This is a genomic window from Bradyrhizobium sp. AUGA SZCCT0176 (assembly GCF_018130145.1).
Classification (GTDB): Bacteria; Pseudomonadota; Alphaproteobacteria; order Rhizobiales; family Xanthobacteraceae; genus Bradyrhizobium.
On sequence record NZ_JAFCMB010000001.1, the window covers coordinates 252,785 to 268,351 of the forward strand.

Annotated in this window: 14 protein-coding genes; 7 read left to right on the top strand and 7 right to left on the bottom strand. The window is 61.7% G+C overall.

The features are described from left to right. Positions 1-62 precede the first annotated feature (62 nt). The 4 genes from mnmG to hemJ form a co-directional block, all read right to left on the bottom strand. Positions 63-1,946, bottom strand: coding sequence for a tRNA uridine-5-carboxymethylaminomethyl(34) synthesis enzyme MnmG (mnmG, locus tag JQ600_RS01230; RefSeq protein WP_212489636.1), 1,884 nt, complete (start codon positions 1,944-1,946; stop codon positions 63-65). Between the two features lie 168 nt (positions 1,947-2,114). Next, positions 2,115-3,446 carry a tRNA uridine-5-carboxymethylaminomethyl(34) synthesis GTPase MnmE gene (gene mnmE, locus JQ600_RS01235; RefSeq protein WP_212489637.1) on the bottom strand — a complete coding sequence of 444 codons (1,332 nt, stop codon included), beginning with the start codon at positions 3,444-3,446 and terminating at the stop codon, positions 2,115-2,117. A gap of 328 nt (positions 3,447-3,774) precedes the next feature. Further along, on the bottom strand, positions 3,775-5,040 hold the full coding sequence (gene rho, locus JQ600_RS01240) for a transcription termination factor Rho (RefSeq protein WP_074821153.1): 1,266 nt from the start codon (positions 5,038-5,040) through the stop codon (positions 3,775-3,777). Positions 5,041-5,297: 257 nt separating this feature from the next. Continuing rightward, on the bottom strand, positions 5,298-5,744 hold the full coding sequence (hemJ, locus tag JQ600_RS01245; RefSeq protein WP_212264155.1) for a protoporphyrinogen oxidase HemJ: 447 nt from the start codon (positions 5,742-5,744) through the stop codon (positions 5,298-5,300). A gap of 453 nt (positions 5,745-6,197) precedes the next feature. On the opposite strand from hemJ, the gene JQ600_RS01250 reads away from it, so the two are divergent. The 4 genes from JQ600_RS01250 (at position 6,198) to dnaQ (ending at position 9,071) form a co-directional block, all read left to right on the top strand. Beyond that, complete coding sequence (locus JQ600_RS01250) at positions 6,198-7,037, top strand: pyruvate, water dikinase regulatory protein (protein WP_212207596.1); 840 nt, start codon at positions 6,198-6,200, stop codon at positions 7,035-7,037. 10 nt (positions 7,038-7,047) lie between these two features. Further along, complete coding sequence (locus JQ600_RS01255) at positions 7,048-7,656, top strand: Maf family protein (protein ID WP_212386238.1); 609 nt, start codon at positions 7,048-7,050, stop codon at positions 7,654-7,656. Positions 7,657-7,679: 23 nt separating this feature from the next. Beyond that, entirely contained in the window at positions 7,680-8,279 is a 600-nt protein-coding gene (gene coaE / locus JQ600_RS01260; RefSeq protein ID WP_212386239.1) for a dephospho-CoA kinase, read from the top strand. A 93-nt stretch (positions 8,280-8,372) separates the two neighbouring features. Then, positions 8,373-9,071: a DNA polymerase III subunit epsilon gene (gene dnaQ, locus JQ600_RS01265; protein ID WP_212264151.1), complete on the top strand. Its 699-nt coding sequence runs from the start codon at positions 8,373-8,375 to the stop codon at positions 9,069-9,071. 34 nt (positions 9,072-9,105) lie between these two features. Here the strand turns inward: dnaQ and secB are convergent, their stop codons facing one another. Then, positions 9,106-9,594, bottom strand: coding sequence for a protein-export chaperone SecB (secB, locus tag JQ600_RS01270; protein ID WP_212264150.1), 489 nt, complete (start codon positions 9,592-9,594; stop codon positions 9,106-9,108). A gap of 439 nt (positions 9,595-10,033) precedes the next feature. Here secB and JQ600_RS01275 point away from each other — a divergent pair, with 439 nt between their 5' ends. The 3 genes from JQ600_RS01275 to JQ600_RS01285 are packed head-to-tail and all read left to right on the top strand — an operon-like array spanning position 10,034 to position 12,862. Next, the gene (locus tag JQ600_RS01275; protein ID WP_212264149.1) at positions 10,034-10,738 is read left to right on the top strand and encodes a Tim44/TimA family putative adaptor protein; all 705 of its coding nucleotides are present in this window, start codon (positions 10,034-10,036) and stop codon (positions 10,736-10,738) included. After that, positions 10,716-12,269, top strand: coding sequence for a murein transglycosylase A (locus JQ600_RS01280; RefSeq protein ID WP_409410638.1), 1,554 nt, complete (start codon positions 10,716-10,718; stop codon positions 12,267-12,269). The genes JQ600_RS01275 and JQ600_RS01280 overlap by 23 nt, the downstream gene beginning before the upstream one ends. Beyond that, positions 12,266-12,862 (top strand): Smr/MutS family protein, encoded by a 597-nt coding sequence (locus JQ600_RS01285; protein ID WP_212386241.1) that lies wholly within the window; start codon positions 12,266-12,268, stop codon positions 12,860-12,862. The genes JQ600_RS01280 and JQ600_RS01285 overlap by 4 nt, the downstream gene beginning before the upstream one ends. A 4-nt stretch (positions 12,863-12,866) precedes the next feature. Here the strand turns inward: JQ600_RS01285 and JQ600_RS01290 are convergent, their stop codons facing one another. Continuing rightward, positions 12,867-13,997, bottom strand: a complete 1,131-nt coding sequence (locus tag JQ600_RS01290) for a hypothetical protein (RefSeq protein ID WP_212264146.1) — start codon at positions 13,995-13,997, stop codon at positions 12,867-12,869. Positions 13,998-14,163: 166 nt separating this feature from the next. Beyond that, positions 14,164-15,465, bottom strand: coding sequence for an ATP-dependent protease ATPase subunit HslU (gene hslU, locus JQ600_RS01295; protein WP_212264145.1), 1,302 nt, complete (start codon positions 15,463-15,465; stop codon positions 14,164-14,166). Positions 15,466-15,567: the final 102 nt, after the last annotated feature.

Here is a 15,567-nt window from a genome sequence, read left to right on the forward strand (position 1 = left end):
GGCGGACAGGTCGCCGCCTGCCCCCTCTGGACTGTGGGCCTCCCCGTTTCACGTGAAACGTTTTAAGCCGTCACCTTCGAAGTCTTTCGCCGGGCTTCACGCCGCAGATATGCCGCCAGGATACCGAGCGCGGCCGGAGTCAAACCATCCAGCCGCCCCGCCTGCCCCACGGTTCGCGGCCGCGCCGCCTCAAGCTTTGAGCGCGCCTCATTGGAGAGGCCGGGCACGTCAGAATAATCGATGTCGGTCAGAACCATGCCCTCATCGCGCCTGAAGGCGTCGACGTCAGCGGTCTGGCGCTTCAGATAGACGTCATATTTGGCATCGATCTCGAGGTGGACGGCGATCGATGGGTCAATGGCGGATAGCTCGGGCCAGATGCCTTGCAGGGCGGACCATTCGACCTCCGGGTAGGCCAATAGCTCAAACGCCGAGCGACGATGGCCATCCCGGTTCAGCGCCAGGCCGTGCTTGCCGGCTTCGTTGGGCGTGATCGTCAAAGACTTCGCCAGCGACTTCGCGGCTTCGAGCGCGCCCATCTTGGTGCCGTGGCGCTGCGAACGCACCTGCCCTACGCAACCCAAGGCGATCCCCTTGTCGGTCAGCCGCTGGTCGGCATTGTCGGCTCGCAGGGTCAGGCGATATTCCGCCCGCGAGGTGAACATTCGATACGGCTCAGTGATGCCGCGGGTCACGAGATCATCGATCATCACGCCGAGATAGCCGTCGGCACGGTCGAAAACGATCGCCTCGCCGCCGCTGGCGGACAGTGCCGCATTCAGCCCCGCAACAATTCCCTGTGCCGCAGCCTCTTCATAGCCGGTGGTGCCGTTGATCTGCCCGGCCAGGAACAGTCCCGGCAGCCGCTTGGCCTGCAGCGTCGGCTCCAACTCCCGGGGATCGACATGGTCGTACTCGATCGCATAGCCCGGGCGGACCATCTTGACCTGTTCGAGACCAGGAATGGTCGAGAGGATCGCGAGCTGCACCTCCTCCGGAAGCGAAGTCGAGATGCCGTTGGGATAGACGGTGGAGTCTTCCAGGCCTTCCGGCTCCAGGAAGATCTGATGGCCGTCGCGATCGCCAAAGCGGACGATCTTGTCTTCGATCGAGGGGCAATAGCGCGGACCGCTGCTCTTGATCTGACCGGAATACATCGGCGAGCGATGTACATTGGCCCGGATCACGTCATGGGTCGCCGGCGTGGTGCGGGTGATCCCACACTGGATCTGTGGGGTCGTAATGCGGTCGGTCATGACCGAGAACGGCTCCGGCGGATCGTCGCCGGGCTGCATTTCGACCGCGGACCAGTCGATAGTCGTGCCATCCAGCCGCGGCGGCGTCCCTGTCTTGAGACGGCCGAGCGTAAACCCAGCACGCTCGAAGGAAGTCGAAAGCCCCATCGCCGGAGCCTCGCCGACCCGCCCCGCAGGCCAGTTCTTTTCGCCGAGATGGATCAGACCACGGAGGAAGGTCCCAGTGGTGATGACGACGGTACCACAGCCAAGTTCGCGGCCGTCGCCGAGACGAATGCCGGTGACACGCCCGCTCGAAACAATCAGCTCATCCGCCTCGCCTTCGACCACACTCAGATTGGCGGTCTCGATGATCGCCGCCTGCATCGCGGCCGCATAGAGTTTGCGGTCGGCCTGGGCCCGCGGTCCGCGAACGGCAGGACCCTTGCGACGGTTCAGCATCCGAAACTGGATGCCGCCAGCATCGGCGACCCGGCCCATCAGACCATCGAGGGCATCGACTTCACGGACGAGATGACCCTTGCCCAGACCACCGATGGCGGGATTGCAGGACATCGCGCCGACGGTCGCAAAGCTGTGGGTGACCAGCGCTGTCTTCGCGCCCATCCGGGCTGCCGCGCTCGCGGCCTCGCAGCCGGCATGGCCGCCGCCGATGACGATAACGTCGAAGGAATCTGAGCGCGAAATCATGACGGACTTCTATCGCGGAGTCAGAAATCGCGGAAGCGGGAAGTTGCGGGAAATTGAAAGGAATGGATCTGTTTCACGTGAAACAGCGGGTTCCACCAGCGCCTCGGGAACTGTTTCACGTGAAACACGCCAGCCATGAAATGAATTAAAAACTAAAAGAAAGAAATATTACTTCCCTACACAGAATTCCCGGAAGATCACGTCGAGTATGTCCTCGACATCGACGCGCCCCAGCAGCCGCCCAAGGGAGTGCGCGGCGACGCGAAGTTCCTCGGCCGCCAGTTCCTCGCCCTCTCCGACCACCTCAATGCTGCGCCGCAACGAAGTCGCCGTCTGCTGCAGCAACTGCCTTTGCCGGGTCCGGCTGATCAACCCGCCTTCGCTGGCGCCGAAATAATCCTGGGCGAACTGGACCAAGGCCGCGATCAGCTCGGGAAGCCCGTCCCCGCTCCTGGCCGAAATCGCAAATTCGCCTCGTCCCGGTACCTCGGCCAATGGCCGAGCGGCCGGATCCAGGTCGATCTTGTTGCGGACGGGCCAGACCGGCGCGGTGCCTGCGTGATCAATTCTCGCGTCCGCCCCGTCGGCAAGCCACAGCACCAGATCGGCTTCCGCGGCACGAGCCCGCGCGCGACGCACACCCTCCTGCTCCACCGGATCGTCGGTCTCGCGAATACCGGCGGTGTCGATGACGGTCACCGGAAAACCGTCGAGATCGAGCTGCACCTCGATGACGTCACGCGTGGTGCCGGCGTGCGGCGATACGATCGCCACCTCGCGCCGCGCCAGCTGATTCATCAAGGTCGATTTGCCGACATTCGGGGGACCCGCGATCGCAACCACCAGGCCATCGCGCAGCCGTTCACTTTGGCCCTGTGCCGCAAGCACTTCTTCGATTTCGATTAAGAGTGTTTTGATTTTCGCCAGCGCCGGCGCAATCAATTCCGCTGGCACATCGCCCTCATCCGAAAAATCAATGCCGGCTTCGATCAGCGCTGACGCCTCGATGATGCGCGCACGCCAGTCGCGTGCCTTGTCGCCGAGCAACCCCTTGAGCTGGCGCAGCGCCTGGCGCCGTTGCCGGTCGGTATCGGCGTGAATGAGATCATCCAGACCTTCGGCCTCGGTCAGATCGAGCTTGCCGTTCTCGAACGCGCGCCGCGTGAATTCGCCGGGCTCGGCGGCCCGCATATTTTCCAAAGCGGCCAGCGCCGCGAAGATCGCGGCCAGCACCGCCCGCCCACCATGGACATGGAACTCGGCGACGTCCTCGCCGGTGGCGCTCGCCGGTCCCGGGAACCAGAGCACCACCGAATCGTCCAATGGCTGACCGCTGGTGTCCTGGAGAAGCATCCGGGTCGCTGCCCGCGCCGGCGGGATTTTGCCCCCCAGCGCCATTAGCGCCGGACCGGCGCCCGGCCCCGATACCCGCACAATCGCGATTGCACTGGGCGCGCGGCCCGACGACAGCGCAAAAATGGTCTGATCCCGCGGATGCATCGCCTATTTGTGCAGGAGTGCTTGAAAAGGCAACGCAATTTGAGCTGCGGGTCGACATCCCGATCAGAAGGGGAAACGCCCTCCCGAGAGCCAATTTGCTGCAGCATTTGTGCAGCAAATTTGCTGCGAAAACCGATGGCTTGGCTGGGTTTCGTGGCCTGTCCTTATCTAAACCGAGCAATATCAGATACTTAATCGAAAGTCGGCTCCGATGCGCCTCCCCGGCCATGCTGCACCTTTGCTGCAGCAATTGCTGCAACATGGGCGACCAACGAAAGGGGCGCCCCGTCTGCACGAGGCGCCCTTCCCCAAAACCTCGCCTGACGGATCAGGTGTTCATGGAATCGAAGAATTCCGAGTTGTTCTTGGTGTTGCGGAGCTTGTCGAGCAGGAAGTCGATCGCGTCCATGGTGCCCATCGGATTGAGGATACGGCGCAGCACGTACATTTTCTTGAGGAGCTGCGGATCGGTGATGAGCTCTTCCTTGCGGGTGCCGGAGCGCGAGATGTCGATCGCCGGGAAAGTCCGCTTGTCCGAGACCTTGCGGTCCAGGATCAGTTCGGAGTTACCGGTTCCCTTGAACTCTTCGAAGATGACTTCGTCCATTCGGCTGCCGGTATCGACCAGCGCGGTCGCGATGATGGTGAGCGAACCGCCCTCCTCGATGTTACGGGCGGCACCGAAGAAGCGCTTCGGCCGCTGCAGCGCATTGGCGTCGACACCGCCGGTCAGCACCTTGCCGGATGACGGCACCACGGTGTTGTAGGCGCGGCCCAAACGCGTGATCGAATCGAGCAGGATCACGACGTCGCGGCCGTGTTCAACCAGCCGCTTGGCCTTTTCGATCACCATCTCGGCGACCTGGACGTGACGCACCGCCGGTTCGTCGAAGGTCGACGAGACGACTTCGCCCTTCACCGAACGCTGCATGTCCGTGACTTCTTCCGGACGCTCGTCGATCAGAAGTACGATCAGATAGCATTCAGGATGATTGGCGGTGATCGAGTGCGCGATGTTCTGCATCAGCACCGTCTTGCCGGTGCGTGGCGGCGCCACGATCAGGGCGCGCTGGCCTTTACCGATCGGGGCGACGATGTCGATAACCCTTGCAGAAAGGTCTTTTCGCGTCGGGTCTTCAAGTTCGAGGCGGAAGCGCTGGTCCGGAAACAGCGGCGTCAGATTGTCGAAATTGACCTTGTGCTTGGATTTTTCCGGGTCTTCGAAATTGAGCGTGTTGACCTTGAGCAGCGCGAAATAGCGTTCGCCTTCTTTCGGGCTGCGGATATGGCCCTCGATGGTGTCGCCGGTGCGAAGCCCGAAGCGACGGATCTGCGAGGGCGAGACGTAGATATCGTCCGGGCCCGGCAGGTAATTCGCGTCAGGCGAGCGCAGGAAGCCGAAGCCGTCGGAGAGAACCTCAACGACACCCTCGCCGATAATGTCGGTTTCCTGGATCGCGAGCTGCTTGAGGATGGCGAACATCAGCTCCTGCTTGCGCATGGTGCTGGCATTTTCGACCCCGTTCTCTTCCGCGAACGAGACGAGCTCGGCCGGCGTTTTTGCTTTGAGGTCTTGGAGTTTCATTTCCCGCATTGGGGTGGTCCTGTGGAGAATAACTGGAGGAGGGGTGCGAGGGGCTTCGAACGAAAAGCGGACACGAAAAACGGAAGGTCCGCAGGTCTAAGCGAGGAAAGTGCCGGTAAGGCTTCAAACCTGATGCGGTGGCCGGCTCAACGAGGAGACCGGGACACAACCACATCCGCCTGCGTGGGGTGGGATTTGGCTAATATAGAAAATCGCCCGCCGCTTCGCAAGCAGGCCTGAAGTACTCCTCGCGCCAAAAAGGCCGCCTAGAACGGCCTAACCACGACCAGAATAACGATCCCGATCATCAGAACAGTAGGTACCTCGTTGATAATACGATAGAATTTCTGGCTTCGCATATTCTTGTCGGCGGCGAAATCCTTCACCCAGCGCGAAAAAAAGCCGTGGACGCCGGACAGCGCGATCACCAGTGCGAACTTGGCGTGAAACCAGCCGGACACGTACCAATGGCCGCTCCAGGCCAGATACAGCCCGGCCAGCCAGGTGACCATCATCGCCGGGTTGATGATCGCCTTCAGCAGCCGGCGTTCCATCACCTTGAAGGTTTCGGATTGCTTCGATCCGACCTCGGCATCGCAATGATAGACGAACAGCCGCGGCAGATAGAGCATGCCGGCCATCCAGGAGATGACCGCAATCACATGCAGTGCCTTGATCCACGGGTAGGCCGTGATCGTGATCCACTCGTACATCGCGCGTCGCCTTGTCCTCATCGCCGCTTGGAACGTTCAGACGCTCTCAGCATTGCCTGAAAAGCTTTCGCCAGCGGGGGACGGAGACATATCCTCAATGCACCGCTTCTCTAACTAATATTTTTAGAATCTTAGGTTTGAGTCTAAGTAGCGGTGAATTGGACTCACAACAAACTGTCCCGCAGTTCTCCCGGCTTGTTCACATCCATCCACATTTCGGCGAGACAATCTGGTCGCTCGAATAATGCGCCTTGCATCAAACGCTTGCGTTGGTTTGCCCGGAGCTTATGCAGAGACAAATCCACAAATTCTCACTATCGTTCGGATTGGGGATCTGACTTATCCTTTTGGGAGCCCTGTGTAGAAAAAGCCGGGTTATCCCCGAGAGGGCGATCCAGGGCCAAATCTCTGGGCTAAGGTCCACAAGGATTCACAGGATACACAGGGGTTTTGGTGCCCACGACCGGCAATTATTTTCACCTCCATCTGGTCTCCGATTCGACCGGTGAGACACTGATCACCGTGGCGCGCGCGGTGGCCGCGCAGTACGCCAACGTCACCGCGGTCGAACATGTCTATCCCTTGGTGCGCAGCCAGAAGCAGCTCGACCGTGTGCTCGATGAGATCGAGGAGGCGCCGGGCATCGTGCTTTTCACGCTGCTGGAAAAGGATCTGGTTGGCCGGCTCGAGACCAAGTGCAAGGACATCAACATCCCGAGCCTGTCGATCATCGGGCCGGTGATGCAATTGTTCGAAGCCTATCTCGGTGCGGCCACCACGGGGCGCGTCGGCGCCCAGCACGTGCTCAATGCCGAATATTTCAAGCGCATCGACGCGCTGAACTACACGATGATCCATGACGACGGCCAGCATGTGGAAGGCCTCGAAGATGCCGACATCGTATTGGTCGGTGTATCCCGTACATCCAAGACGCCGACCTCGATCTATCTCGCCAACCGCGGCATCCGCACCGCGAATGTCCCGCTGGTGCCGGGCATTCCGGCGCCGCATCAGCTGGAGACGCTGAAGAAGCCGCTGGTGGTCAGCCTCCATGCGACGCCGGAGCGCCTGATTCAGGTACGGCAAAACCGGCTCCTGAGCATGGGCGCCGATTCCGGCAACGACGATTATATCGATCGCCAATCCGTCACCGATGAAGTGGCATATGCGCGGCGGCTCAGCGCCAAGTTCGGCTGGGCGCAGCTCGACGTGACGCGGCGGTCGATCGAGGAAACTGCGGCCGCTATTTTGAAACTTTTCACCGACCGGCAGCGGCAACGGCTTCCGGAATGACGCGGCTACCATGAGCATCTGGCTTGGAAAAGACCCGCTAGTCCTGGCTTCGCAGAGCCGCGCGCGGCAGATGCTGCTGGCCAACGCCGGCATCGCCTTTGAAGCTGTTCCGGCCGATATCGATGAGCGCGCCGTGCAAAAGGAGTCCGGGCTTTCGGCACCCGGCGAAATCGCCAAGTTGCTGGCGCGAGAAAAGGCGCTGTGGGTTTCGCGGCAAAAACCCGGCCGCTACGTTGTTGGCGCCGACCAGACCCTGGCGCTTGGAGACCGGTTGTTCAGCAAGCCTGCCGGGCGTGCCGCAGCAGCGGAGCAATTGGGTTCGCTCGCCGGCAAGCGCCACGAATTGCACTCGGCATTTGCCGTTGCCCGCGACGGCAAGATATTGTTCGCCGATGTTAGCGTTGCACACATGACCATGCGATCGCTAAGCAAAGGCGAGATCGAGGCCTATCTGGACCAGGCGGGAGAGGCGGTAACAACCAGCGTCGGCGCCTATCAGCTGGAAGGGCTCGGGGTGCATTTGTTCGAGCGCATTGAAGGCGATCATTTTACCATCCTCGGCCTGCCGCTGCTGCCGCTGCTCGCATTCTTGCGCGGTGAGCGGTTGCTCGGTGTCTGAACTCTCAAACAACGGCGATCTGAATGCTGATCCTTGGACTGACCGGTTCGATCGGAATGGGAAAATCCACCACCGCAAAACTGTTCGCGGAGGCGGGGGTTCCCGTGTACGACGCCGATGCGGAGGTGCACAAAATCTATGAGGGTGAGGCTGCGCCGGCGATCGAAGCGGCGTTTCCCGGCACCACCGTGGACGGCAAGGTCGATCGCGCGCTGCTCTCCGTCCAGGTGGTGCACGATCCCGATGCCATGAAGCAGCTTGAGCAGATCGTTCATCCGATGCTCGGCGCCTCGCGAAAGACATTCTTCGAAGATGCGGAAGCGGCGGGCAAGCCGGTGGTGCTGTTGGATATCCCGCTGCTGTATGAGACCGGCGGCGAGAAGCGTGTCGATGCGGTCGTGGTGGTGACGACGACGCCCGAAATGCAGCGCGAACGCGTGCTGGCGCGCGGCACGATGGACGAAGCGCGCTTTGACGCCATTGTGGCGCGGCAGCTACCTGATGCGGAAAAGTGCAAGCGCGCTGATTTCGTGGTGGATACCTCGCATGGTCTCGACCCCGTGCGCGCCCGTATCAGGGACATTCTGGCCGAGGTTGTTAAGATGCCGCAGCGGCGGACGTGATTCGCTGACTTTCCGGCCCGGTCTTTTTGTTTGACGCGTTTTCCTTACGCGAACCGGTACCCACTTCGCTCGAAAACGCTTTAGAGAAAACCCATGCGTGAAATCGTTCTCGATACCGAAACCACCGGCCTTGATCCGCTGCGCGGCGACCGGCTGGTCGAGATCGGCTGTATCGAGATCTACAACCGCATGCCGACCGGGCAGACGTTTCACGTTTACATCAATCCCGAACGCGACATGCCGGCCGAGGCGTTCGCGGTGCATGGTCTGTCCGCCGAGTTCCTGTCCACCAAGCCACTGTTCACGGAAGTCGTGGAGCAGTTCCTGGAATTCATCGCCGATGCGCCGTTGGTGATCCACAACGCATCGTTCGACATCAGCTTCATCAATGCCGAACTCGACCGGATCAAACGGCCGGTGATCGCACGTGATCGGCTGGTCGATACCTTGCTGCTGGCGCGCCGCAAGCATCCCGGCGTGTCCAACAGGCTCGATGATCTCTGCTCGCGCTATTCGATCGACAATTCCCGCCGCACCAAGCACGGCGCGCTGCTTGATTCCGAATTGCTGGCTGAGGTCTATATCGACCTGATCGGAGCACGGCAGTCGCAGCTGGTCCTGGCCTCGGAGACACGCGAGTCGCGGGCGGAGCGGACCGGCGACATGCCGCGCCGGCAGCGCGAGACGCCGCTCGCACCCCGAATCACCGATGCCGACCGCGAGGCGCACCGGGCCTTTGTCGCCACGCTGGGCGACAAGCCGATCTGGAACGAGTTTCTGGGAGCCGCTTGAAACGCTGCAGCGGCGTTTAGCCGCTGAGCGTCCGTTAGCTGGGTTTCGCGCCCGAAGCAGCCTGCGCCGCCGCCTGCCGCTCCATGTTCTGGCGGTAGAGGCCGACGAAATCCACGGGATCGAGCATCAGTGGGGGGAACCCGCCGTCACGCACCGCGGTGGCAATGATCTCGCGTGCGAACGGGAACAATAGCCGCGGGCATTCGATCATGACCAGCGGGTGCAGGTTTTCCTTCGGCACATTGACGATGCGGAACACGCCCGCATAGGCGAGGTCGAACGAAAACATGACCTTGCCGGCATTTTCCGCCTTGCCCTCGATCGAAAGCGTCACCTCGAACTCGCTTTCGGAGAGATTATTGGCGCCGACATTGATCTGGATATTGATGGCCGGCTGCTGCTGCTGAGGCGCCAGCGATCCCGGGGCGTTCGGATTCTCGAACGACAGGTCCTTGGTATACTGCGCCAATACGTTGAGCTGGGCAGGGGCCTGCTCTGCGGGCGCGCCGTTACCGTTGGTCATGAAACTCTCCTAAAAACGCTGGCGAGCGGAGCCCGGGTTATAGTCTGAATTCGCTCGGCGGGCGGAAATGCCATTGCCGGGCGAGTGGCTATCATAGCCCCGCCTTATTCCACAAGGACGACGGACTGAAGGCGGGTCCGGCCAACCGCCATTTGTGACAGATATGGCTAATAGCGCGCGGCCAGCCTCCCAGCGAGCCCCTTTGGGGTCATCCTAAATAATTGAATATGCGTGATTTCCGGACATGATCGGATTTCCCCTCGCGGCCAAAACGCGCTACAATTCACCCGCGCCAAAACGCGCCATTGGCCGGGCAAAGTTTCATGCCTACATGCTGCAGTGTCGATTGAAGATGTAATCTCTGCCGTTCCCGGGCTCATGAGGGAACCCTCGACCGCCGGACCCGTTGCCGGCGTTAGAACCAGAAAGCGAATACGACGTGGATATTTACACTATCATCTTCCTGGCGCTGGCCGTCTTCATCTTCCTGCGCCTGCGCAGCGTCCTCGGACAGCGCACTGGAGGCGAACGGCCGCCCTATGATCGCGCCGCGCCGAACGTCGTGCAGCGTACGCAGGACAACAACGTCGTGCCGATGCCCGGTGCCGTGATCGATCAGACGCCGTTGGCGCCGACCGCGGACGTTGCGCCGGCGACCGACCGCTGGAAGGGCATTGCGGAAGCGGGCACGCCGCTGGCGCAAGGGCTCGACGCGCTTGTCGCGCAGGATTCCTCGTTCGATCCCCGTCACTTCCTCTCCGGTGCCCGCAGCGCCTACGAGATGATCGTGCTGGCGTTTGCCAATGGCGACCGCCGCGCGCTCAAGGATCTGTTGTCGAGCGAGGTCTATGAGAGTTTCGACTCCGTGATCAAGGATCGCGAGAAGCACGAGCAGAAAACCGAAACGCGGTTTGTTTCGATCGACAAGGCCGAACTGGTGGGTGCGGAAGCCCGCGACAAGGCGGCACAGCTGACGGTGCGGTTCGTGTCGCAGATGATCTCGGTCACCCGCGACAAGACCGGCGCCATTGTCGATGGAACGCCGGATAAGGTCGCCGATATCACCGATGTCTGGACATTTGCCCGCGACACGAGTTCCCGCGATCCGAACTGGAAGTTGGTTGGCACCGGAAGCGCCAGCTAGCGCGCACAGCCTTGTAAGGTCTCTTGCAAGGCTGGCGCTGGCTGCGATCGCTATCGCGTTGTCACTGGCTCCCCTGGACGCATCTGCCGCGCGTCGGACGCGGTCGCATTCACATCCGCCATCGCATCCGGTATCCGAGCGTCACCTTCCTTATCCGCAGCTGGATTTGCCGTTCCAGATCACCAACACCCAATATGCGCCGGTCGCCTGGTCCGACATCACCGGCTGGCGCGAAGACGATCATCTCGCCGCCTACAAGACCTTTCGCGACAGCTGCAAGCCGATAGCAGCGCAAACCAAGCCACCATCCGAACCGAAAGCGATTGGTACCTCGCTGCGCTATCCCTGCCGGGTCGCCAGGGGCCTCGAGCTAACCGACGGCGCCAGGGCGAAAGCGTTCTTCGAGGAGCATTTTCTGCCCTTGCGGATATCGCGGCTCGGCGAGCCCGAGGGCTTTGTCACCGGCTATTACGAGCCCATCGTCGACGGCTCGCGGACGGAGAACGAGGTCTACAAAGTGCCGGTCTATCGTCGGCCGTCCAATCTGTTCGTTCGCGGCGCCACGCAGAGCTCGGCCGGGTTGCCCAACGGGGGCAAGGTGTTTCGCAAGATTGGCCGCCGCAAGTTGGTGCCCTATTACGATCGCGCCGAGATCGAGGACGGTGCGATTGAGGGCCGCGGCCTCGAGATCTGCTGGCTGAAAGACCAGACCGATCTGCTGTTCTCGCAGATCCAGGGTTCGGCGCGGGTCAGCCTAGATGATGGCTCGACCGTTCGCATCAATTACGATGCGCATAATGGTTATCCCTATACGCCGGTCGGCCGCATCCTGATCGAACGCAACATCATCCCCAGGGATCAGATGTCGATGCAGAAGATCCGGGAGTGGATGACGGCGAACCCCGATGGCGCCAACGAGTTGCGTCGCCAGAACCGGTCCTACGTGTTCTTCCGGGAGGTAAACCTCTCCGACAAGGACGAAGCCGTCGGCGCCCAGGGCGTGCCGCTGACGCCGGGCCGCTCGATCGCGGTTGATAAAGCACTGCATGTCTACGGCACGCCGTTCTTCATCGAGGGCGAGTTGCCGATCGAAACCGATATATCCAAAACGCCGTTTCGGCGGCTGATGATAGCGCAGGATACCGGCTCGGCGATCGTCGGGCCCGCCCGCGCCGACCTCTATCTCGGCGCCGGGGCTGACGCCGGCAAGGTAGCAGGCCGCTTCCGCCATCCTATGCGTTTTGTCATGCTGCTGCCGAAGAGCCTCGATCCTTCCGCGCGTGGCCGCAAGATGCCGGTGCCGGACGAGCGGCCGTCGGAGAAAATCGCAAAGCTGTTTCCGCAGGTTGATCCGTTAAAGGATCCGAAGAACGCCACTCCCGCTGCAACGCCGGCCGTGACAGCACCCACATCCGCCGCGCAGGCTGCTGTGGTAAAACCGGTGCCGCTGCCGGCGGCCCGTCCCGATGTCAAACCGGTTTCCGAACCGGTCCGCCACCGCCACACTCGCCGCTTCCGCCACCGTCAATGAAACGCCGGACGTCGAGCTCGATCCCCGAAATACCAATGCCGCCGCGGCGCCAGCGCAGCCTCAGCGAAGAGGAGCGTGCGCTGTGGGAAAGCGTGGCCAAGCAGGTCAAGCCGCTGCGCAAGCGGCGCCGCGCCGTCAAGCCGCCGGCAGCCGCGCCGGAGGCGGAAGCCAGTGTCGCCGCCAACCCCGTTGCGTCACCGAAGGCGATGCCTTCGCCACGAATCATTCCTCCGTCACGGCCGGAGCCGCCACCGCTGGCGCCGATCGGACGCCGTGAACGCTCACAGCTTTCGCGTGGCCGGAAAGAGATCGACGCCCGGCTCGATTTGCACGGCATGACGCAGATCCGCGCGCACCGCGTGCTGCTGACCTTCCTGCAGCGCGCGCACAGCGATGGCCTCACCTTCGTGCTCGTCATCACCGGCAAGGGCAAAGTGGGCGGCTCCGAGGCCGAGCGCGGCGTGTTGCGCCGTCAGGTGCCGCAATGGCTCAGCCTGCCGGAATTCCGCTCGCTGGTGGTCGGATTCGAGGAAGCCCATATCGGCCACGGCGGCGAGGGCGCGCTGTATGTGCGGGTGCGGAGGGTCAGGTGAGTATTTAGAACGGCCGCACGATGCCGACGCGCGGGATTAGCGTGACGATCCAGCCGAAGATCTGGGTTTTCCGATCATCGGTCGATATCAGCACCGCCTCGCGTGCTGCGGGCAGCATCTTCACCGCATGCAGGATCAGGAACAGGCACACCGCCCAGTTCGAAATCCAGCGCGAGTAATCGAACACGATCACGAACATCACCAGATAGGCGAGGGTGACGATTGCTATCGCCGCGATGACGATGCGGCGATGCGCGTCGACTGCAAGCGCTGCGATCAACCTCGAAAAATATCGCCACAGCGGGCTATGCAACCAGATCAGCAGCGCAAACACCGGGATGCCGAGTAGGTTCGACGGCAGACGCGCCCAGGTATCCAACATTTCCTTCGATAGCGGCTGATACCAGATGTAACTGAAGCTCAGCAGATTGGTGCGCGATGGGTCGGCCATCCTGCCTTGCAGGTAACCGGCGAACTCCGATTCAGGAATCGCCATCGTCCCGTAGAATTGCGCGGCGATGAAAAGAATGCCGGTGGCCGCGAGCGCGGCAATGCCCGCGATCGCGCCTGGGCGGCTCACACCCTGCGCCAGATAGTAACGCAGCACCACGATGGCCGCGATGGTCGGCACATACATCAAGAGGTGAATGTGGTGGATCAGCACGAGGATCATCGAGAACAGCGTGGCGAGCAGCACATAGAACAGCGAGCGCGCCGGAATCAGCAGCAGGACAATTGCGAACAGGCATCCGTAGATGTCGAAATGCCCGAGCGTGTGCATGAAATTCTTCAGGAAGAACGGCGAACCGGCCATGAACACGAACAGCGGCAGATGTGCGTCGTCGAAACCGAATGTCCGTTTGAACAGCCGTACGAACAGGCCGGCCGTGATGAGCCAGACGGCGCCACTGATCGCGAACACCAGCCACACCGGCACTTTCGCGGTGAACAGCGCCACGATGGCGCCGATCAGCGCGCGCTTGGTGAAGCCGAAATGATAGTCGACGAGGAGATGGATGTAGGGAACGAAGGGCGGCAGCGTGATCTTGTGCAGGAACACCCCGACGAACACGGCGACATTGACGGCCAGCATCAAGCGCCAGGGGTTTTCCCGGATAAACAGATTCAAGCTCATTGTCGTCCCGGCCTAGTGCGCAATTGCGCACGGGAGCCGGGACCCATACGCCGCGGCCGTGGTTGCTTTAGCACAATGGCCGATGGCGTCTTCCAACTATAGATGACCGGGGTTATGGGTCCCGGCTCCCGTGCGCAATTGCGCACTAGGCCGGGACGACAATTTGCTACAAAATAAACCGGCTCAAATCCGCGTTCTTCGCGAGATCGCCGACATGCTTCTGCACGTAGTCGGCATCGACCTTGATGGTCTCGCCGTGGCGGTCCGGGGCGGCAAAGGAAATCTCGTCGAGCACGCGCTCCATCACCGTCTGCAGGCGCCGCGCGCCGATATTTTCCACGGTGGAGTTGACGGCGACCGCGACGTCAGCCAGTGCGTCGATGGCACCGTCGGTGATGTCGAGCGTGACGCCTTCGGTCTGCATCAGCGCGATATATTGCTTGATCAGCGACGCCTCCGGCTCGGTCAGGATGCGGCGCATGTCGTCGCGTGTCAGCGCTTCCAGTTCGACCCGGATCGGCAGCCGGCCCTGCAACTCGGGCAACAGGTCCGATGGTTTCGCAATGTGGAACGCGCCGGACGCAATGAACAGGATATGGTCGGTTTTGACCGCGCCGTGCTTGGTCGAGACGGTGGTGCCTTCGATCAGCGGCAGCAGGTCGCGCTGCACGCCTTCGCGCGAGACGTCGCCGCCGGTACGGCCGTCGCGCACGCAGATCTTGTCGATCTCGTCGAGGAACACGATGCCGTTGTTCTCGACCGCGTTGATCGCTTCCAGCACCAGCTGATCGCTGTCCAAAAGCTTGTCGGATTCCTCGTTGACCAGGGTCTCGTGCGAACTCTCGACCGTCAGGCGGCGGGTCTTGGTCCGTCCGCCCATCTTGCCGAAGATATCGCCGATCGAAATCGCACCCAACTGGGCGCCGGGCATGCCCGGGATTTCGAACATCGGCATGCCGCCCGATGACGACGTCTCGATTTCGATTTCCTTGTCGTTCAGTTCGCCGGCGCGCAGCTTCTTGCGGAACGAATCGCGGGTGGCAGGACTGGAAGCCGGCCCGACCAGCGCGTCGAGCACGCGCTCCTCGGCCGCGAGCTGGGCGCGGGCCTGCACGTCTTTCCGTTTGCGCTCGCGGGTCTGGGAGATCGCGACCTCGACGAGATCGCGGATGATCTGCTCGACGTCGCGGCCGACATAACCGACCTCGGTAAACTTCGTGGCTTCGACCTTGATGAAGGGGGCACCAGCCAATTTCGCCAGCCGTCGCGCGATTTCGGTCTTGCCGACGCCGGTTGGCCCGATCATCAGGATGTTCTTCGGCAGCACCTCCTCGCGCAGATTGCCGGTGAGCTGCAGCCGCCGCCAGCGGTTGCGCAGCGCAATCGAGACGGCGCGCTTGGCGTCGGACTGGCCGACGATGAAGCGGTCGAGTTCGGAGACGATTTCACGGGGGGAAAAGTCGGTCATTGGCTTTAGCTAGGGTGAAATTTCGTTCACGGCAAGGCGGCTGGAAGTCCAATCTTCTTAGCATGACCTCCGGGCAAACGCTTTGCGTTTGTCCCGAGGGAA